The sequence below is a fragment of the Asaia siamensis genome, from assembly GCF_014635085.1.
Classification (GTDB): domain Bacteria; phylum Pseudomonadota; class Alphaproteobacteria; order Acetobacterales; family Acetobacteraceae; genus Asaia; species Asaia siamensis.
Genome location: NZ_BMCH01000001.1, coordinates 427,533 through 447,168 on the forward strand (window position 1 = coordinate 427,533; position 19,636 = coordinate 447,168).

The following is a 19,636-nucleotide window of genomic DNA, read 5'->3' on the forward strand; positions in this document are numbered from 1 at the left end:
CATCTGCCTGCTGCGCGAAAAAAATCTAACGTCCTCCGATAGCGCTGGCGTTCTTTCTCAAGCTCCTATCGATTGGGAGTTCAATGTGGCAGATCTTGGAGAACGACCCACCTTTGCTGTCGGCTCATCCGATGCGACTATTTTCTTCGATGGCAACTGGATGCGATCATTTGACGGTCGACACTGGAGTTTTCTCAACCACGATCTGAGCCGTGAGCAGGATATTACCTTCGCCTATGTCGACCGGGACAAGCAGCTCTGGACCGCACAGGATCTGGTTGAACTCGACAAGCTGATTGGCTGGGGCGATTGGGAAAATCTCGAACCGCAGGACATCCGTTCTGTTTGGTCAGTCCTGCCAACTGGCGATGATAACCTCGTATTCACAGGCCAAGGAATATATGCGCTCTCCGGCGATGAATTGGGTCACAGGCTTGCGGACGGGAACTTTTTCTTCGGAACGAGCGATGGCGCAGGAGCATTCTGGGCTCCTGTAAACGATGCGACCTTACTTCGTTGTCGTATAAAAAATCTGATGCTGGCATGTGATAGACATCTCGAGGTTAGCCGTGTGATGGGTCTGGCCTTTTCAAGACGATCTGGCACGTTATGGATCGCCTCCGATGACGGTTTGCTGTCTTTCGCCTCCGGCACGGAAGCGAAGCCAGATATGGTTAGGGATGTGCAGGGAAGGCCGCTTGCGGCCCCGGCCGCCACAGTTGCACTCAGGAAAGATGGAACGCCCTGGGCCGTTGAGGGTAACATTCTCTATCGAAAATCGGCTGACGAGCGATGGGTCCCTGTCGTCACGCACTGGCCGAATTCTGCTGATTTCAAGCCGATTGCCATGACCTTCTCATCGCGGAACGATCTGTGGATCGGAGGATTGCGGGCTCGTAACGGACTTCTGCATCTCACGCTTGAGGGGAATCATGTTCGCAGAATCGAACAGATCGATCCCTCGCTGGTTGGCTCTTCGATTGTTTTCAGTCTGCTTTGGGATTCAAGGGGGCGTCTGTGGGTCGGAACGGAGAATGGACTGGCGGGGTTTGACGGGCATCAGTGGGTCCGTGCGACCAGGGATGACGGTCTGATCGCAGCGAACATCAACCAGCAGGGTCTTTCAGAGGACCGGGATGGGACAATCTGGATAACGGCGTCTCGCGGCGTCTCGCATCTTATGCATCCAGAGCATCTGTTTCAGAAGCAGGATCTCAGGCCAGTTTTCATCAAGGTGATGCTGGGCGAGAAAATGTTGCCGGAAAAAGCTGTGCCTTATTCGCGTGACCCGCTCATGGTCACTCTGGGCGCTCTTAATACAGCGCTCTCTTCCACGACTTATTTCCGCTATCGTCTCGACGGCGTGGATGGGAACTGGATTACAACGACGACCGGCGAAATTCGCTACAATTTCGTACCGCCGGGACATTCCCGCCTGATAGTGCAGGCCCTGAATGATAACCGCAATCTGGTCTCCGAGCCTATCGTCCTAGAAATCCGGATGCAGCGGCCGTGGTGGAGCGCATGGCCGCTCATCCTGCTCTATACGGTTTCGATCATCGCGCTGCCTTATGCGCTGAACAAGCTGCGTTTTCGTTATCTGATGAAACGCCAGCGCCATCTCGAGGCTCTGGTCGATGAACGCACGATCGAGATGCGAGCGGCCCAGACGGCGCTCGAGCAGCAGGCTCGTCAGGACGGTCTTACGAAGCTTATGAACCGGCGAACTGCCGAGGCGAGCGTCATGCGTCTGCTCGAGAAATTGTCACGCCCCGACGATACGGGGGTCATGCGCTCGGCTACCCTGGCACTGTTCGATGTCGACTACTTCAAGTCAATCAATGACAGTTTTGGTCACGCGATCGGAGACGAAATTCTGGCAGGGATTGGCGCGCGTCTGATTCAGGCGAAGCGGCAGGAAGAAATCATTGGCCGTCACGGCGGCGAGGAATTCCTGATTGTCGTGCAGGGGGAGTTTGACGATGCGCAAGCACGTATCGCGAGCCTGTTGTCAGGACTGAGCGATGTGCCCTTCGAAACCAAGATAGGGCCGTTATCGATCGGTTGCAGCGTCGGGATAGCCCGCACGAGAGCAGAGGAGGCCTGGGCAGATGCGCTCGAGCGCGCCGACCGGGCTCTGTACAAGGCCAAGCTTGAGGGACGAGGCCGTATCGTGGTTAGTGCACAAGACCAAGACGATGAGGGCTATCCAGACTGAAGGCCGGGATCGTGGCTTCAAAGCGTTCCGATGTGGCGGGAACGATCATATGAAAAAGACCGCGCATAAAGCCGCAAGGCGTCGGCAGAGCAGCCCCCGACGTGTACTCAAAAACTTCATTCGCCACTAGAATGGGCTGCTCGCCGACAACGCCCTCGCCGTGAATATGATCCGTTTTACCGCGTCCGTCGGTTATTTCCCATGACCGGCTCAGGAGCTGGACGGTTTCATCGCCGCTATTTTCGATGCGGATATGATATGCCCATGCGTAATGATGGTCTTCGGGCAGGGACTGATCCTCGAGCCAGAACGTACGCACGGAAATCGTGATGTCTCTTGTCACCGCTTCATAGCGGGGAGCGGCATCCATAGCTTCAGCAAGACTCGCTTCCGGGTCTGCTACAAGGCGGGGAGGGGCAGGCTTATGCGACATGCCCGCCTTGTAGGCCCATGGAGACGCTAAAAGCAATCAGGCTTTGAGCGCGGCGAGGCCCCTCTCAAGATCGGCAATCAGATCCTTGCTGTCTTCAAGTCCCACCGAAAGCCGTATGGCCCCGTCCGTGATTCCAAGCCGTGCGCGTTCCTGCACGTCTACCTTGGAGTGGGTCGTCGTGGCCGGGTGTGTGGCCAAAGAGCGTGCATCGCCGAGATTGTTCGAAATGGCGATGAGCCTGAAGGCATTGAGGAAACGGAAAGCGCCTTCCTTGCCGCCCTCAACTTCGAAGGCAACGAGTGAGCCGCCATTGCTCATCTGTTTTTCAACGAGCGCACGCTGCGGGTGAGAGGCCAGACCCGGGTAGGAAACGCGGGCAATACCGGGCGCATTTTCGAGGAAATGAGCCACCGCACTCGCATTTGCCGCCATGGCATTGACGCGCAATGGCAGGGTTTCAATCCCCTTGAGCAATACCCAGGCATTGAAAGGTGAGAGGGCGTTACCCGTGTTGCGGGTGAATGGCTGCAGTGTCTCTTCGATCCACTGCTTGCGCCCGAGGACAGCACCGCCGAGCACGCGCCCCTGACCGTCGATATGTTTCGTGCAGGAATACAGCACCACATCAGCACCCAGAGCGATCGGCTTTTGGCCTACCGGTGAGGCGAAGACATTATCGACCATCAGCAATGCGCCTGCCTTGTGGGCGAGTGTCGCAATGCGCTCGATGTCGAGAATATCAAGCATCGGGTTGGAGGGGCTCTCGATCAGAACCGCCCCTGTCGGCTGTGAGAGGGCCGCTTCCCAGCCAGCCCAGTCATCACCGTCGACCAATACAGTCTCGATGCCGTATTTCGGCAGCAGCGTGGTGACGATCCAGTAGCACGAGCCGAAAAGAGCGCGCGAGGCCACGACGCGATCGCCCTGCTTGAGGTGGGCGAGTAGGGCGGAAGAGACGGCGCCCATACCGCTGGCTGTGACGATGCAGGCTTCAGCCCCTTCGAGCAGGGCCAGTCTGGCTTGCAGGGCATCGGTCGTCGGATTGCCGAAACGCGAATATTGATAATGGGCGACATCGCCCGTGAAGGTGGCGGCTGCCTGCTCGGCACTGTCATAGACAAAGCCGGAGGTCAGAAAGATCGCTTCGCTGGTTTCGCCGTGCTCGGTGCGGCTGACATCCTGATGAAGCAGCTTGGTCGACGGGCCGTAGGATGTATCTGTCATGGAAAAGACGCTCCAAAATGCACCTAAAAGAAAGTGGTGCGATTCTGGCCGTGGAAAACCTGGAATGCAGAACATCCCGGGCCTCTTTAGCGCTGTTGTTTAGCCTCGCCGCAATCCGGCCTTTCAAATCGCGAGGGACGCCCTCCTTCGAGAAGCGACGGCGGAACTATGCGCAAAGCGAGCCTGCTTCGTCAACCGATGCCGCGTGATTGCATCGTGACACAAGCTGCGATAGAAGGAGCGCCATGCGGGTGTAGTTCAATGGTAGAACGGCAGCTTCCCAAGCTGCATACGAGGGTTCGATTCCCTTCACCCGCTCCAGAATTCCCCTGAAAATTCGAAATAGTTCAGCCGCGCAGAAGCTTCTTCTTTGGCGCTTCCGGCGTCTTGTCTTTTGGGGCCGAGGGGGCAGCCGGGGCAGGAGCGCCGTCCTGATAGCCTGAACCATTCCAGGTCCAGCGATCATTCTTGTCGATCAGCAGATCATGCATGCCATTATGCCGGCTTGGCAAAACCGAAATAGCCCCGCTGACCGAATCCAGAACAAGCTTCCAGCCGCCTTTATGGCGCAGATAGACCGAGGTCGAGCATCCTGCGGAACCACAGAGGCGCGCTGATTGCAGCTGCACGAACAGCGCCATATCGCTGCGATCAGACGAAAGCGGGGCTGACGCAACGAGAACGACCGGATTGTCATCATGCTTGGCGGCATCGGCAAGATCGGCGCTGTTGAGTTGGCGGGCAACCTGATCGAGATTGGTGCCGGGTTGCGCGCTCAGAATGACCGGCCGAGGCCCTGAGGCGTCTTTTGCCTGGGCGGTATTTGTCGTGGCGTGATGCGTTCGGGCAAGGCTCGCTGGTATGGCCAGCCCCATGACTGCGATACTCGCCACAGCAAGACCAAAACGCATCGGAATTTCTTTCATATTCAGTATCGGATCGCTCTTTCGGCGAGTCGTGGGCAGATTGCCTTTGCGGCTCTTTTAGGCGTGACGCAGTGTCACGACCAGTACGTCACGATAGGCCGGACGCGCGGGGTCAATCGGCTCGACAGGAGTTACGCCATGATAGACGCGATGATCGTCGACAAGGGCCGTATCGAGCGGTGCCTCAAGAGTGAAAGAACCGATTTCCTCACGATGATCATTATGGATCGAGGTCACTCCTGAAGCCACGTTCTCGCGATTGACCATCAGCACGAAGACCCAGTCCACGCCGTCGCGATGCATGCCCTCGGGTGTGGGGCGGCCATTCTTCCCCGCCTGCGCCTCTATGCGGAACTGATGAATTTCAGCGTGCCAACTATCGGGCTGCGTCGAGGCGGGTGTCATGCGCAGCGCCAGAAGATGGGCGGCATTCAGAATGGATAGCATGACGGGATGCGCGGCAATCGCATCCTCAATGGGGCCAAACCAGCGTTCTATGCCGCCATTGAGGAGATTGTAATCGCGGCTCTGATAATGCGGTTGGTGGCGTTTGCGCTCGATACGCCCGCCCGTCAGCGCGTAGGTAGCATAGCGTCTTTTACGGTAGCGCCCGCCATCGGCCATGTAACGGTCGAGACCTAGGCGGTTCCAGCTTTCAGCGAAGTTTTCCCAGTCCTGAAAGCCGAAGGCTTCCAGGAAGGAACGCATTTCCTTGCCGCGTTCGAAAGCGAACCCCTTCTCCTGAAGGGTCGCGACCATCGTGTCGAGGCGCGCCGATTCGGCTGGGGGAAGGACTTGAGAACGCTGCAAGGGCATGACGTCAATCTACCGCTGATCGAAGGTTACTGGTCCAGACGCGGACGAGTCGGCAACAGATGTGCCTTCAGGAAAGCTGCCGTTCCGCGCGCAAGACCCATGACGCCGATCTGATGCTGACGGAAAATCAGATCATGCAGCCATCGCGGTGCAAGCCCACGCAGAAGGCCACCTCCGAAACTCGTCGAGGAGCCGACCATACCCCAACCATTATAGTCACCTAGCGAGACCACGGCACCACGATCGCGGTAAACAAATGTCGAGGGCTCACGTCCCTGCGCGATGACAGGAATGGCGCGCCCCAGATAGATGCCCTGCTGTCTGGCGACCTGTGCCGTGGCAGGAAGCGGCGCGTCATTAATGCGCGCGCAGTCGCCGAGAGCGAAAATCGACGTATCGCGGGTCGATTGCATGTGATGGTTGACGACGATCTGTCCACCACGGGCGATATCAAGCCCTTCGAACAATTCCGTTGCGGCACTTGCTCGCACACCTGCCGCCCAGACGCGCAGCTCGGCGGGAACGACACGGCCATCCTTGAGGTGGAAGCCTTCCTCATCCACCGAGGTCACCATCGCCTCGGTCAGAACGCTGACACCAAGCGCCTCAAGCTGCTTGCGGGCATCGTTGGAAACGCGCTCGGGGAAAGCGGGAAGAATGCGCTTGCCTGTCTCGATCAGGGAAAGGCTGAGAATGTTCTTTCTGGCTTCCTTGCCATAGCCGGGGGCGAGGTCGATGGCGCTGCAGAGCTCAGCGGCCAATTGTGTGCCTGTTGCGCCGCCGCCGACAATGCCGACATCGAGCTTGCGGTTGGCCGCAGCTGCCTCGCGGAAGGCGGCACGGAATTTTTCATGGAACAGGCTGGCATCGGGCAGGGAATCGATGAAGGTGCAATTGGCCATGACCCCTTCGATGCCGAAATCATTCGAGCGGGAGCCAAGAGACACGATCAGCATGTCGTAGGGAACGGTCTCGTCATTCGCGAGACGGATCTCGTGCTTTTCGCGATCAACGCTGCTCAGCGAGCTCTGCACAAAGCGAAAGCCGAAGCGGCGACTCGCCTCGACGAAGGTCGTACAGTCACGCGATTCTTGGCCGGTGCCCGCGGCAAACTCATGCAGCATGGGTTTCCAGTAATGCACGGCACCCTTGTCGATCAGCGTGGTCTCGATCAGGCGATGACGCCCACGACCGAGGGTCATTGCCGTTTCCATCCCGGCAACGCCACCACCAATGATGACCACGCGAAATGCATTTGCCATGCCTGTTCCTCCTCAGCGTCGTTCGGGCGCGTATACGACGCTGATCTGATTGCGTTTTGGAGTAGCTCTCGGAGCTATCGACCCATAATGTGGGTGCAATCGATCCGTCCGTCCAGTCGCTGAAAGCCCTCGGACGATCAAAAATGGACAGACAGGGTACTAAATCTGAACGCAATCAGATGCAAGCGGTTCTCAACAAAGAGAAGGCCCGACTATGAGGGCAATCTAATGCCGCTCTTGTCGTCGCTGGGCGACCGACCTGAAAAGCCGGTCGCCGGAAATTTCAGCTCCGGTAGGAGCCGTTGATGTCGATATAGCCATGGGTCAGGTCGCAGCTCCAGATCTGGGCATGACCATTGGCCAGCCCAAGGTCAATCTGGATCTCGATTTCCTGCCCTTTCATATGGGCGACAACCGGCGCTTCGTCATAGCCTTCGACGACAGTGCCCTGGCGGGCAATCCAGGTGCCTCCGATGGCGACCGAGAGGGTGTCGCGATTGGCGGGTTCGCCGCTCTTGCCGACTGCCATTACGACACGTCCCCAATTGGCGTCTTCACCAGCGATGGCGGTCTTGACCAGCGGCGAGTTGCCGATGGCAAGCGCGATCTTCTTGGCGGACTCGTCGGAAACTGCACCGTTCACACGCACGGTGAAGAGCTTCGAGGCGCCTTCGCCATCGCGCACGACCATCAGGGCCAGTTCGAGAAGCAGGGATTCGAAAGCCTCACGGAAAGCAGCTAGTTCCGGATCGGCCAGAGAGGTGATCGGGGGGTGTCCGGCTTTGCCAGTGGCAAAAACCAGCACCATGTCGGAGGTGGAGGTGTCAGAATCGACCGTAATGGCGTTAAAGCTGTGATCCGTGCCGACATGCAGCATGGCCTGCAGCACGTCATGGGAAATGGCAGCGTCCGTCACCACAAAGCCAAGCATGGTCGCCATGTCGGGCGCGATCATGCCGCTCCCCTTGGCGATGCCCTGAATAGTGACATCTTTCCCTGCAATGGTGACCTTGCGTGTGGCCGCCTTGGGGAAGGTATCGGTGGTCATAATGGCGCGTGCCGCATCTTCCCAGCCGCTCGGTGTGAGCGTCTCGTACAGACCCGGCATCGCATCACTGATGCGTTCGGCGTCCAGCGGCTCGCCGATCACGCCCGTCGAGGCGAGGAAGACTTCAGTGGCGGCGCAATGAACGGCGCGTGCAGCAGCAGCGGCAGAGATCTGGGTGGCCAGAACACCGGCACGCCCGGTGAAGACATTGGCATTGCCCGAATTGACAACCAGCGCCCGTGCCGTACCCTGGGCCAGGGCAGCGCGGCTCCAGTCAATGGGGGCGCCGGGACATTTGCTGCGGGTGAAAACGCCTGCTGCTGTCGTGCCGGGCTCGAACTCCATCATCATGAGATCGGGGCGATCCTTGTAGCGGATCTGAGCGGCGACAGCGCCAAGCCGCACGCCTGCTACCGGCTCGAGGCGCGGCAAAGGCTGGGCGAGGGGGGAGAGGGGAAGGGCTTTTGCCATGATCTGTCTCCGAACTGGGAAGGTCGGAAGGAGGATGCACGGCTTGGGGCTCAGGTCCAGCCCCTCGCCCCTGAATGAGGCGAAAAGACCGGATTTCTGAGTGAAAAGTGAGCGTTAGCGCTTACTTCTTGGGGGCAGCAGGAGCGGCTGCAGGCGCGTCGGGAAGCGGCTTGCCCTGTGCGTCGTAACGCACGATCTTAACCTTGTCCTGAGCGGCCTTGACGATATCGCGCACATTGTCGCGGATCAGCTGCTGGCGGATCTCGTCATGAACCTGCTCCAGCGGCGGCACGGGGGCTTCACGCGAGGCCAGAACCTGAATGACATGCCAGCCATACTGGGTCTTGACCGGGGTCTGGCTGATCGTGTTCGGCTTCATGGCGAAGGCTGCCTTGGAGAATTCCGGCAGCATATCGTCCTTCTTGAACCAGCCGAGATCGCCACCGCTTGCGCCCGACCCCTTGTCGGTCGAGAGCTTCTTGGCGAGATCTTCGAACTTCGCGCCGTGGTTCAGCTGCTTGATCACGTCCTTGGCCGTGGCCTCATCAGCAACCAGGATGTGGCGTGCATGGATTTCCTGCTCGCCCTTCTTGGAGGCGTAATTCGCCTGATAAGCCTGCTTGATGGCGTCTTCGGTGACCAGCGGTCCGACCTTCTCCTGCAGATAGGCATTCTGCAGCGCGTTATCGGCGGCTTCCTGCATCTGGGCCTTCACGTCAGGCTTCTTGTCGAGGCCTTCCTTCAGGGCGTCGATCTGGATGGCCTTCTGGCTGACGATCTGGTTCAGCAGGATGTTGACCAGCGTGTTGGGCGGCAGCTGACGCGCCTGCGGGGGCAGGCCGGCCGCGGCCTTCTTGACGTCATCCAGATAGATCTTCTGGCCGTTGACCGAGGCGATCAGCGGATTGGCGTCGGCAGGAGCCGCCGGAGCAGCGGCCGGGGCCGCATTCGCCGGAGCGGCGGGAGCCGGGGCAGCGAAGGACGGCGCTACCAGAGTCGTGCCGGAGAGGAGAGCAGCGCAGAAAAGAGCCGGGCGGATAAGCCGCATGGAGAAACAACCTCGAAAAACTCGTGGAACTTCTGCCAGCATGGCGCAGGCTTTACCTCGCGGCAAGGCCGCTTGCCGGAACTTGGCGTGTTTTGATGGCACTCTTCATGAAGAAATCGTGCATTGCAGCCTGTTCAGACGGCCTGAACGCAGGGGGCTCGGTTGACCGGGGCAAGGGCGCGCCTTATCTCATTTCCCGCGTGGACGATCCTGATCCTGCTTCGGCGGGTGCGCCGCGCTTTCGCCGTATTCCGGGTTTCGACGCTTTCGGCTTCGGAACAACCCGAAAGGGGCGGGTCGGGATAATCCGCCTCTCAGTTCGCGGTCCGTCTGTTTCGGACCAGGTCGCCAGAAGGACAGTCATGTTCGCTCGTATCGCCCGCGCCGTGTTCGGCACCGCCAATGATCGCTCACTGAAGGGCTATCAGAAGCGCCTGCCTGAAATCAACGCGCTCGAGCCTGCCGTCAAGGCGCTCGACGATGAGGCGCTGCGCGCGAAGACTCAGGAATTCAAGGGCCGTATCGCCGGGGGTGAAAGCCTCGACAAGATCATGCCCGAAGCATTTGCCGTCTGCCGTGAGGCCTCGCGTCGTGTGCTGGGCATGCGTCATTTCGATGTGCAGCTCGTGGGCGGCATGGTGCTGCATTCGGGTCGCATTGCCGAAATGCGCACAGGTGAGGGCAAGACGCTGGTGGCGACACTGGCGGTCTATCTCAGTGCGCTCGCAGGCAAGGGCGTGCATGTCGTGACGGTCAATGACTATCTGGCCAAGCGCGACGCCGAGGAAATGAGCAAGCTCTATACCTTCCTTGGCCTGACCACCGGTGTGATCATTCCCAATCTGTCGGACGACGAGCGTCGCGCGGCTTACGGTTCCGACATCACCTACGGCACGAATAACGAATTCGGCTTCGACTATCTGCGCGACAACATGAAATACACGCTGGAAGAAATGGTCCAGCGCCCATTCTATCATGCGATCGTCGACGAGGTGGATTCGATCCTGATCGACGAAGCGCGTACCCCGCTCATCATCTCCGGCCCTGCCGATGATAGCTCGGACCTCTATCGCGCGGTCGATGACGTCGTCATTGAGCTCGTGAAGAACAAGGAAGCCTTCGAGCGTGACGAGAAGCTGCGCACGGTTATCCTGACCGAACAGGGCTCAGACCAGGTTGAGGCGCTTTTGCATGAGGCAGGCGTTCTCAATGAAGGCGGCCTGTATGACGTGCATAATATCGCCGTCATGCATCATGTGCAGCAGTCGCTGCGCGCCCATACGCTCTTCGCGCGCGATGTCGAATATATCGTGCGTGGCGGTAAGGTGATCATTATCGACGAGTTCACCGGCCGCATGATGGATGGCCGTCGCTATTCCGATGGTCTGCATCAGGCGCTTGAAGCCAAGGAACATGTTGAGATCCAGCCTGAGAACCAGACACTGGCCTCGATCACCTTTCAGAATTATTTCCGTCTCTATCCCAAGCTTTCCGGCATGACCGGCACGGCCATGACCGAGGCAGACGAATTCGCCGAGATCTACAAGCTCGACGTGGTCGAGATTCCGACGAATCTCCCGGTCGCGCGCAAGGATACGGATGATGAGGTTTACATTACGGCGCGCGAGAAATTCGAGGCGGTAGCCAATCTGATTCAGGAAGTCTCGAAATCCGGCCAGCCTGTGCTGGTAGGCACGACATCCATCGAAAAGAGCGAGCATCTTTCGAACCTGCTCAGCTCCAAGAAAATCCCGCATAGCGTGCTGAATGCGCGTTTTCATGAAATGGAATCGCAGATCGTTGCGCAGGCCGGTGCGCCGGGTGCCATCACGATTGCCACGAACATGGCAGGCCGCGGCACTGACATCAAGCTCGGCGGCAACCTCGACATGCTGATCCGCCAGAGCCTCGAAAAGATCGAAGATGAGTCGGCGCACGAAGCCGAGACCCTGCGTCTGCGCGAGGAAATCGCGGTCAATCACGGCAAGGTCAAGGAACTGGGTGGGCTCTATGTAATCGGCACTGAGCGTCACGAAAGCCGTCGTATCGACAACCAGCTGCGTGGTCGTTCCGGCCGTCAGGGCGATCCGGGCGCGTCGCGCTTCTTCCTCTCGCTCGAAGATGATCTGATGCGCATCTATGGTGGCGAGCGCATGGGGGCGTTCTGGACCAAGCTCGGCATGAAGGAAGGCGAGGCCATCGTTCATCCCTGGCTGAACAAGGCCCTGGAGCGCGCCCAGAAAAAGGTCGAGGCGCGCAATTTCGACATGCGCAAGAACGTCCTCAAATACGACGACGTCATGAACGACCAGCGTAAGGAAGTTTACGCCCAGCGCCGCGAATACATGGCGATGGAGGATGTCTCCAGCATCGTTCAGGATCTGCGTGAGCAGAGTATCGAGGAGGCGGTCCATGCGCGTATCCCCGAAAAGGCTTTTGCAGAGCAGTGGGAGAGCGAGGCGCTCGAGGCCGATCTGCTGTCGCTTCTCAACCTGAACCTGCCGATCAGCGACTGGTCGAAGGAAGATGGCATGGATGCGGGGCTGGTTATCCAGCGCGTCGAGGAAGCCGCCAATCAGGCACAGGCAGCGCGTTCGGCCAATATCGGCCCGAATATCATGCGCCATATCGAAAAGCAGGTTCTGCTGACCTCGTTCGACGCCGTGTGGAAAGAACATCTGCATGCGCTCGACCAGCTGCGTCAGGGCATCGGCCTGCGTGCCTATGGCCAGCGCGACCCGTTGAACGAATACAAGCACGAGGCCTTCCAGCTCTTTACGGCCATGCTGGATGACATGCGTCTGCGCGTGACCACCACCATGTCGCGTATCGAGGTGGTGCAGCAGGCCGATCCGTTCCCCGGAACCGAGGCGCAGCAGATATTTGCGCCCAATGACGAGGGCTTCTCTTCTGCGGGGCTGGAGCCGCGCCAGGTCGGGACGCAGCCTTCAGGTCTGTTTCAGGCGCCTTCGGCCGATGGGCTGAACGTGTCAGAGGCCCAGACCTATGCGCAGGAAACGCCGCGCAACGCGCTCTGCCCCTGCGGGTCGGGCAAGAAATTCAAACATTGTCATGGCCGTCTGGCCTGAAGAAAAAAAGCAAGGTTGAGGAGAGGCTCTGATGGCCGGTCATTCGCAATTCAAGAACATCATGCACCGCAAAGGTGCGCAGGACGCGAAGCGCGCCAAGCAGTTTGCGAAGATCCTGCGTGAAATCACGGTCGCGGCCCGCTCGGGCCTGCCTGACCCCACCTCCAATCCCCGTCTGCGTGCCGCCATGATTGCAGCGCGTGAAGCCAACATGCCCAAGGACAATGTCGAGCGCGCCATCAAGAAAGCCAGCGGTGCCGGCGGTGGCGAGGACTATGTGGAAGTGCGCTATGAGGGCTATGGCCCGGCTGGCGTCGCCGTGATTGTCGAAGGCCTGACCGATAACCGCAACCGCACCGCCAGCGAAGTACGCGCCGCTTTCTCTAAGCATGGCGGGTCGATGGGCGAAAGCAACTCGGTGTCGTTCATGTTTCAGCGTCTTGGCGTCGTGACCTATCCGGTCGCCGCCGCGTCTGAAGAAGACATGCTGGAGGCCGCCATTGAGGCGGGTGCCGATAATGCCGAGCTGACAGCAGACGGGCATGAGATCACCTGCGCCATGGAAAACCTCTTTGCCGTGCGTGACGCGCTCGAGGCGCGTTTTGGTGAACCCAGCTCGGCCAAGCTCGACTGGCGCCCTGAAAACACGGTGACGCTGGATGAGGAAAAGGCACGCTCGGTGCTGAAGCTGATCGACGTGCTTGAAGACAATGACGACATTCAGGCCGTCTATGCCAATTTCGATATCCCCGATTACGTCGCCCAGGCATTGGCTGCTTGATCCGACTTCTCGGGATTGACCCCGGCCTGCGCTTCATGGGCTGGGGTCTGATCGATGTTGAAGGCAATCGCCTTCAACATGTGGCCTCAGGCGTTATCGCAACCGACGGGGCTGAGTCGGTGCCGCTGCGCCTGTGCGAATTGCACGGCGCCTTGCAGAAGCTGATACGTGACTATCAGCCTGCCGAAGCTGCCGTTGAAGAAACCTATGTCAATCGTAACGGCTCTTCGACACTCAAGCTTGGCTATGCACGCGGCGTCGCCTTGCTGACCCCCGCCTATGAAGGCCTGCCTGTTGCCGAATATGGGGCGATGATGGTCAAGAAGTCGGTTGTGGGCACGGGCGCTGCGACGAAGGAGCAGGTCACGATGATGGTCAAGCGCCTTCTGCCCGGTGCGGTAATCCACAAGGCCGATGCTTCAGATGCTCTCGCAGTGGCAATCTGTCATGCACATCATCGAGAGACCTCGCGTCTCGTTCAGGCCGGAAAGCGCATGGCATGATCGGACTTCTGACCGGCATGATTGTCAGCACGGAAACGGATCGCTGCATTCTTGATGTGAACGGGGTGGGCTATCTCGTTTCTGCCTCCAGCCGAACGCTCGCCAATCTGCCTTCCGCCCCCGAGAAGACACGTCTTCTGATCGAGACCGTGGTGCGTGAGGATGCCATCCAGCTCTTCGGGTTTCTGGCCTCGGAAGAACAGGAGTGGTTTCGTCTGCTCACGACGGTGCAGGGGGTAGGGGCCAAGGTGGCGCTTGCCATCCTCTCCGTTTCGACGCCGGGAGATCTCGTTCTGTCGATCAGTGCGGGAGACAAGGCGATGCTGACCAGAGCGGCAGGCGTCGGGGCACGTCTGGCCGAACGCATCGTGACCGAACTCAAGAACAAGGTGGGCAAAATGCCCGGCGGCGGCGGCGCCCCATTGGGGAAGGTTGCTGGGTCTGCGGTCGGGAGCGTCGAGGCGGATGCCCTCCAGGCTCTGGCCGGTCTGGGGTTCCGTCGTGCCGAGGCATGGCCCGTTCTCAGCCGTATTCTGGTTGACCATGAGGGGGCGAGTCTCGACAAGGTCATCCGGCTGGCTCTGAAGGATCTGGCCCGATGAGCCCGGCAGGGAGGTCTGAGCAGCTCCGTAAGGGTTCAGGTAAGCGTTCAACCACACGGTCAGGCCACGGAGCGGGCGGAGCAGGATCATGAATGAAACAGATCGCGGTGCCCTGAACCCCGAGCGTCGCATGGACGACAGTGATCACGGGCTGCGGCCGCAGACACTGGAAGATTTCACGGGGCAGCGCGCGAGTTGCGAAAACCTGTCCGTCTTCATTCAGGCGGCCCGCAGTCGCGGCGAGGCGCTTGATCATGTGTTGCTTCACGGTCCGCCAGGACTGGGCAAGACGACGCTTGCGCAGATCGTGGCGCGCGAACTCGGGGTGGGGTTTCGGGCGACATCGGGGCCGGTCATCCAGCGCGCGGGCGATCTTGCGGCTATCCTGACCAATCTGCAGCCCAATGACGTGCTGTTCATTGATGAAATTCATCGGCTGCAGCCTGCGATCGAGGAAGTGCTCTATCCCGCGATGGAGGATTTCCAGCTCGACCTGATTATCGGTGAGGGACCGGCGGCGCGCTCCGTGCGTATCGATCTGGCGCCTTTCACGCTCGTTGCGGCGACGACACGCGCAGGCCTGCTTGCAACGCCTCTTCGCGATCGCTTTGGCATTCCCCTGCGTCTCGTTTTTTATACGCCCGAGGAACTGCGTTCGATCGTCTCCCGTGGTGCCGCAAAACTTGGCATGAATCTGACCGAAGAAGGCGCAGAGGAAATCGCCATGCGCTCGCGTGGCACGCCCCGTATCGCCGGTCGGCTGCTGCGTCGTGTTCGTGATTTCGCTGCGGTAGGCGCGCCGGAGGGGCGGGCGATCACGCGCCCGATGGCCGATGCTGCGCTGTCACGTCTGGAAGTCGATTCGGTCGGGCTGGATGCCATGGATCGCCGGTATCTGCTGCGTATCGCCGAGCATCATCATGGTGGGCCGGTTGGTGTCGAAACCCTGGCTGCGGCGCTGGCCGAAGCACGGGACACGCTTGAAGATGTCATCGAGCCCTATCTGATCCAGGAAGGGCTCGTGCTGCGTACCTCAAGAGGGCGCATGCTCGGTGAGCGCGGCTGGGCCCATCTGGGCATGAAGGCGCCTGCCTCGGCCAGCGCTGCCCAGTTCGATCTGCTGAGAGAAAATGATGAAGGCGCATAAGACGGGTTTTCGCGTTTACTACGAAGACACCGATGCAGGCGGAATCGTCTATCACGCGCGTTACCTCGCCTTTGCCGAGCGGGCGCGCACCGAGGCGTTGCGGATGGCCGGAACGCCTGTTTCTGCCCTCCAGGAAGAAACAGGTCTGGTCTTTGTCGTAACAAAGCTGGGCATAGAGTATCATCAGCCCCTGCGTCTGGATGACTGGGCCGAGATCACAACTACAATTGATACGGTAGGGGCCGCACGTTGCCAGTTGCGTCAGATCGTGACGTGTGGCGACATGCGTGCCGCCACGCTGACAGTCGAGCTAGCATGCATCATGCAGAATTCCGGGCGGCCCGCCCGAATTCCGCCGCGATGGCGTGCTTCCCTGCAGGCGTTATCGAACCAGAGCTGAGGATCGGCGGGAACGATTGCGCGTAACGATTCGGGATAGGCGCCGGTATCGCTTGCACTGTATAGGCGTGACGCAGAACGAAGCCTCAGGAGGTTTTTTTGGATCGAGCGGTAAATGCGGCTGACCTAGGGGCCGCCGCTTCTGGTTTGTCACCGTTGGACTTGTTCCTTCATGCGTCCATCGTGGTGCAGCTGGTCATGCTGGGGCTGATCTTGTGCAGCGCCTTTGTCTGGGCCGTGATCATCGAGAAGATCATTCTGATGCGTCGCGTCAATCGCGAAGCGACGGAATTCGAGGACCGCTTCTGGTCCGGTGGCAGCCTTGAGGATCTTTACGATTCCGACGGCGCCAAGCCGCTTCATCCGATGGCTGCCGTATTTGGCGCAGCCATGGGCGAATGGCGTCGTTCGGCGCGTATCACCGGCATCGATCTTGCACGCGGTGGCGTACGCGACCGCGTGGATCGCGCCATCAACATCACCGTCACGCGTGAAATGGATCGCCTCAGCCGTCGTGTCGTGGCCCTTGCCACCATCGGCCCTGTAGCGCCGTTCGTTGGTCTGTTCGGCACGGTCTGGGGTATCATGCATGCCTTCGGCTCGATTGCCGCCATGCACAACACCAATCTGTCGGTTGTGGCGCCGGGTATTTCCGAAGCGCTTTTCGCGACAGCCATTGGTCTCGTGACCGCCATTCCGGCCTATGTCGCCTATAACGTGACAAGCAGCGCGCTCGACCACTTCGCCGAGCGTATGGATGCATTCGGCACCGAGTTCGCGGCGATCCTGTCGCGCCAGTCGGAAGAGCGGAGCTAAGACCGATGGGCATGTCTGCAGGGGGCGGCCCCGCGCGCGGCCGCAGGCGACGCCCGGCGTCGGAAATCAACGTGACCCCGCTTGTGGACGTCATGCTGGTGCTGCTTATCATCTTCATGGTGACAGCCCCCATGATGACGAGCGGCGTCAATGTGGATCTGCCCAAGACCGATGCGAGCCCGCTCAACGCCGATACGAAGCCGATCACGGTGTCGATCAAGGCTGATGGCAGCATTTTCATGGGTGAAGATCCTGTCTCGGCCGACCAGCTGGTGGCGCAGCTTCAGCAGGCGGCACAGAACGACAAGGAGCATCGCATCTTCGTGCGTGCCGATGCTCATATCAATTACGGTCAGGTGATGGACATCATGGGGAAGATTACCTCGGGTGGCTTCACGCACGTGGCGCTGCTTGCCCAGCAGCCCGCCGCGGGCCAGTAACCAGAGGAGAAGCAGCCTTGCTGCGTCCCCGTCGGTCCGATGTCCGGCGCTTCCGTTATGCTTTGGGAGCGTCGGTTGCAGCGCACGCGCTGTTCATCGGCTTTCTTCTCGTGCGGCTGCCGATGAGCAAGCCGCCCGAGCCCCCCGAACCCCCGCCGATCGAAATGGCTTTCGAGGATTCCGGCCCGCCGGCGACGCCGCACAAGGCTGATACGCCTGCGCCCAAGCCCGCTCCTGCGCCCGCCCCGACGCCCACCGACGCACCTCCGGCGCCCACGCCCCCCACGCCTGAGCCTGTTGAAGAGCCTCAGCCGCCGCCGCCGCCGCCTCAGGCTGTTCCGCCACCGGCAGAGAGCAAGACGCCGCCTTTACCCGACGTGAAAACGCCGGAGAAGATGGTCGACGACTCGGCCGAGCCCATCAAGGCCTCGCCGCCCAAGCCGTCACCGCCATCCGCTTCCAAGCAGGTGGCGCCGCCTTCGCCGCAGACACAGCCTGTCGACAAGCTGCCTGAGACACCGACTTTCTCGCATATCACGCAGCCCAACCCGACGAAGAAGACGCAGGCCGACTCGCATTCACTGCTCGCGACGCTGGACGCCCTACGTGCAGACCAGAAGCAGACCCATCCGCCAAAGGCACGCGCCAACCCGCAGCAAGGCGGTGCGCCCAATGGTGGTGGTGCCCCCAATGGCGATATCACCAACGCCCTGAGCTCAGCCGAGCAGAAGGCAATCGGCGGGTCCGTGCGGCGCTGCTACTCGGAAGACACCGAAGCACGTAATTATGCCTCATTTACTGCGCATCTTATCGTCACCGTTGATGCGACCGGAGAGGCAAGAATGGCGCGTTTCGCACCCGATACACAGGCGAAGGCAAATGCCGACCCGTCTTATCGGGCGCTGGCCGAGCGGGCACGTGATGCCGTGTTGAGCCCGACCTGTTCGAAACTTCCCATACCTTCAAACCTTCTGGGCAAGACGCACGAACTCAAATTCGTGTTCCGCCCATGATCCTCAAAGAGCGCAAGAGAAGCGAAGTCATGCCAGTCGATATGCCCCTGTTGACCGACGATCAGGCACAGAGCCTTTCCACCCTTTTCTCCCGCCGCTCCCTTCTTGGTGCATCCATTGCTGCAGGCGGCCTGATGGCCACCCCGCTCAGTGCCTTTGCCCAGGCAGCCAGTGCGCCGGGTGAAGCCGAGATTACGGTCGATCAGGCCCGTACGGCACCGATCCCCATCTCGATCCCCTCCTTCGGACCGGGGCTTGGTGAGCAGATCACCAGTGTTGTGTCGGCCGATCTCGATTCGACCGGACTCTTCACTATTCTGCCCGGCTCGTCCGGAACGCCTGATTTTGCAGCTCTCAAGGCGCAGGGCGCCCGCGCCGCCGTGACGGGCAGCGCCGCCGGGTCGAGCAGCACGCGCGTCGAGATGCGTCTGTGGAACGTCCTGACCGGTGAGCAGATCCAGGGTACGGCCTATACGGCATCGGCAGGAAACTGGCGCCGCATCGCCCATACGATTGCTGACGTGATCTACGAGCGCATGCTGGGCGAGAAGGGCTATTTCGACACGCGTCTCGCCTATATCGCCCGTACCGGCCCGCGCCATCATCAGATCACCCGTCTGGCTGTCATGGATCAGGATGGGGCAAACAACCACATCCTGACGTCGGGACAGTGGCTGACCCTGACGCCGCGTTTCAATCCGGTGCGTGACCAGATTGCGTTCATGTCGTACGCGAATAACCGCCCGCGCGTTTATACGTTCGATCTGGGCTCAGGCAGCCAGCGCATGCTGGGTGAGTTCGACGGCATTTCCTTCGCGCCGCGCTTCTCTCCCAATGGTAGCCAGGTCGTTCTGTCGGCCACGCGTGGTGGTGGGTCAGATATCTTCGTTGTCGATCTGGGGTCGGGTGCCAAGCGTCAGATTACCAATTCGGGTGCGATCGACACCAGCCCGTGCTTTAGCCCGGATGGCAGCCAGATCGTGTTCAATTCCGATCGTGGCGGTTCCCCTCAGCTTTACATGATGAGCGCATCGGGCGGCGGGGCACGACGCATTTCCTACGGTCATGGCACTTACGGTTCGCCCGTCTGGTCGCCGCGTGGGGACCAGATTGCGTTTACCCGTCTCAGCGGCGGTCGATTCTCTCTGGGCGTGATGGGCCCCGATGGCTCGGGTGAGCGCATCCTGACAGAGGGCTTCACCGTAGAGAGCCCGACCTTCTGCCCCAATGGCCGCGTGATTGCCTTCTGCCGCCAGTCTGCGGCTGGTGCCGGTGGCGCTGGATTCTCGAGCGGAATCGGAACGATCGACATTACCGGTTTCCACGAGCGTCCGATCCGTACCGAAACCGGTGCATCCGATCCGGCCTGGTCGCCGCTGCAGGGCTGAGTTTCGTGTCCC

Annotated in this window: 18 protein-coding genes, 1 tRNA gene and 1 riboswitch; of the genes, 12 read left to right on the forward strand and 7 right to left on the reverse strand. The window is 60.1% G+C overall.

Translation table 11 applies throughout. From position 1 onward, the window contains the following. Positions 1-85: 85 nt before the first annotated feature. Positions 86-2,218: a ligand-binding sensor domain-containing diguanylate cyclase gene (locus IEV53_RS01745; protein ID WP_188424992.1), complete on the forward strand. Its 2,133-nt coding sequence runs from the start codon at positions 86-88 to the stop codon at positions 2,216-2,218. Here IEV53_RS01745 and apaG read toward each other — a convergent pair. Next, the gene (apaG, locus tag IEV53_RS01750) at positions 2,178-2,651 is read right to left on the reverse strand and encodes a Co2+/Mg2+ efflux protein ApaG (protein ID WP_188424994.1); all 474 of its coding nucleotides are present in this window, start codon (positions 2,649-2,651) and stop codon (positions 2,178-2,180) included. The genes IEV53_RS01745 and apaG overlap by 41 nt on opposite strands. 36 nt (positions 2,652-2,687) lie before the next feature. After that, positions 2,688-3,875, reverse strand: coding sequence for an O-succinylhomoserine sulfhydrylase (metZ, locus tag IEV53_RS01755; RefSeq protein ID WP_188424996.1), 1,188 nt, complete (start codon positions 3,873-3,875; stop codon positions 2,688-2,690). Between the two features lie 65 nt (positions 3,876-3,940). Further along, a riboswitch (SAM riboswitch) is annotated at positions 3,941-4,020 on the reverse strand. A 102-nt stretch (positions 4,021-4,122) separates the two neighbouring features. Between metZ and IEV53_RS01760 the strand changes: the two genes are divergently transcribed. Continuing rightward, positions 4,123-4,196 (forward strand) — tRNA-Gly (locus IEV53_RS01760). A gap of 26 nt (positions 4,197-4,222) precedes the next feature. On the opposite strand, the gene IEV53_RS01765 is transcribed toward IEV53_RS01760, so the two are convergent. From IEV53_RS01765 to IEV53_RS01785, 5 genes are all read right to left on the reverse strand, one after another. Continuing rightward, complete coding sequence (locus tag IEV53_RS01765; RefSeq protein WP_188424998.1) at positions 4,223-4,786, reverse strand: hypothetical protein; 564 nt, start codon at positions 4,784-4,786, stop codon at positions 4,223-4,225. A gap of 72 nt (positions 4,787-4,858) precedes the next feature. Next, the gene (locus tag IEV53_RS01770) at positions 4,859-5,617 is read right to left on the reverse strand and encodes a 2OG-Fe dioxygenase family protein (RefSeq protein ID WP_371869808.1); all 759 of its coding nucleotides are present in this window, start codon (positions 5,615-5,617) and stop codon (positions 4,859-4,861) included. 26 nt (positions 5,618-5,643) lie between these two features. Continuing rightward, the gene (locus tag IEV53_RS01775; protein WP_188425000.1) at positions 5,644-6,879 is read right to left on the reverse strand and encodes an NAD(P)/FAD-dependent oxidoreductase; all 1,236 of its coding nucleotides are present in this window, start codon (positions 6,877-6,879) and stop codon (positions 5,644-5,646) included. Between the two features lie 283 nt (positions 6,880-7,162). After that, complete coding sequence (gene argJ, locus IEV53_RS01780) at positions 7,163-8,398, reverse strand: bifunctional glutamate N-acetyltransferase/amino-acid acetyltransferase ArgJ (RefSeq protein ID WP_188425002.1); 1,236 nt, start codon at positions 8,396-8,398, stop codon at positions 7,163-7,165. A 121-nt stretch (positions 8,399-8,519) separates the two neighbouring features. Continuing rightward, entirely contained in the window at positions 8,520-9,446 is a 927-nt protein-coding gene (locus IEV53_RS01785; protein WP_229719480.1) for a peptidylprolyl isomerase, read from the reverse strand. A gap of 362 nt (positions 9,447-9,808) precedes the next feature. Here IEV53_RS01785 and secA point away from each other — a divergent pair, with 362 nt between their 5' ends. From secA to tolB, 10 genes are all read left to right on the forward strand, one after another. Further along, positions 9,809-12,535: a preprotein translocase subunit SecA gene (gene secA, locus IEV53_RS01790; protein WP_188425391.1), complete on the forward strand. Its 2,727-nt coding sequence runs from the start codon at positions 9,809-9,811 to the stop codon at positions 12,533-12,535. A 31-nt stretch (positions 12,536-12,566) separates the two neighbouring features. Next, positions 12,567-13,316 carry a YebC/PmpR family DNA-binding transcriptional regulator gene (locus IEV53_RS01795; RefSeq protein WP_188425006.1) on the forward strand — a complete coding sequence of 250 codons (750 nt, stop codon included), beginning with the start codon at positions 12,567-12,569 and terminating at the stop codon, positions 13,314-13,316. Then, the gene (ruvC, locus tag IEV53_RS01800; protein ID WP_025823960.1) at positions 13,313-13,819 is read left to right on the forward strand and encodes a crossover junction endodeoxyribonuclease RuvC; all 507 of its coding nucleotides are present in this window, start codon (positions 13,313-13,315) and stop codon (positions 13,817-13,819) included. The genes IEV53_RS01795 and ruvC overlap by 4 nt, the downstream gene beginning before the upstream one ends. Beyond that, the gene (ruvA, locus tag IEV53_RS01805; protein WP_188425008.1) at positions 13,816-14,421 is read left to right on the forward strand and encodes a Holliday junction branch migration protein RuvA; all 606 of its coding nucleotides are present in this window, start codon (positions 13,816-13,818) and stop codon (positions 14,419-14,421) included. The genes ruvC and ruvA overlap by 4 nt, the downstream gene beginning before the upstream one ends. A gap of 88 nt (positions 14,422-14,509) precedes the next feature. Then, positions 14,510-15,568, forward strand: a complete 1,059-nt coding sequence (gene ruvB / locus IEV53_RS01810) for a Holliday junction branch migration DNA helicase RuvB (protein WP_188425010.1) — start codon at positions 14,510-14,512, stop codon at positions 15,566-15,568. Beyond that, a complete protein-coding gene (ybgC, locus tag IEV53_RS01815) occupies positions 15,555-15,968 on the forward strand; it encodes a tol-pal system-associated acyl-CoA thioesterase (RefSeq protein ID WP_188425392.1) in 414 nt (137 codons plus the stop codon). The genes ruvB and ybgC overlap by 14 nt, the downstream gene beginning before the upstream one ends. A 146-nt stretch (positions 15,969-16,114) precedes the next feature. Then, positions 16,115-16,783 (forward strand): protein TolQ, encoded by a 669-nt coding sequence (tolQ, locus tag IEV53_RS01820; protein ID WP_371869809.1) that lies wholly within the window; start codon positions 16,115-16,117, stop codon positions 16,781-16,783. 5 nt (positions 16,784-16,788) lie between these two features. Beyond that, a complete protein-coding gene (tolR, locus tag IEV53_RS01825) occupies positions 16,789-17,223 on the forward strand; it encodes a protein TolR (protein ID WP_188425012.1) in 435 nt (144 codons plus the stop codon). A gap of 17 nt (positions 17,224-17,240) precedes the next feature. Then, entirely contained in the window at positions 17,241-18,236 is a 996-nt protein-coding gene (locus IEV53_RS01830) for an energy transducer TonB (RefSeq protein ID WP_188425014.1), read from the forward strand. Positions 18,237-18,265: 29 nt separating this feature from the next. Further along, positions 18,266-19,624: a Tol-Pal system beta propeller repeat protein TolB gene (gene tolB / locus IEV53_RS01835; RefSeq protein ID WP_371869811.1), complete on the forward strand. Its 1,359-nt coding sequence runs from the start codon at positions 18,266-18,268 to the stop codon at positions 19,622-19,624. Positions 19,625-19,636: the final 12 nt, after the last annotated feature.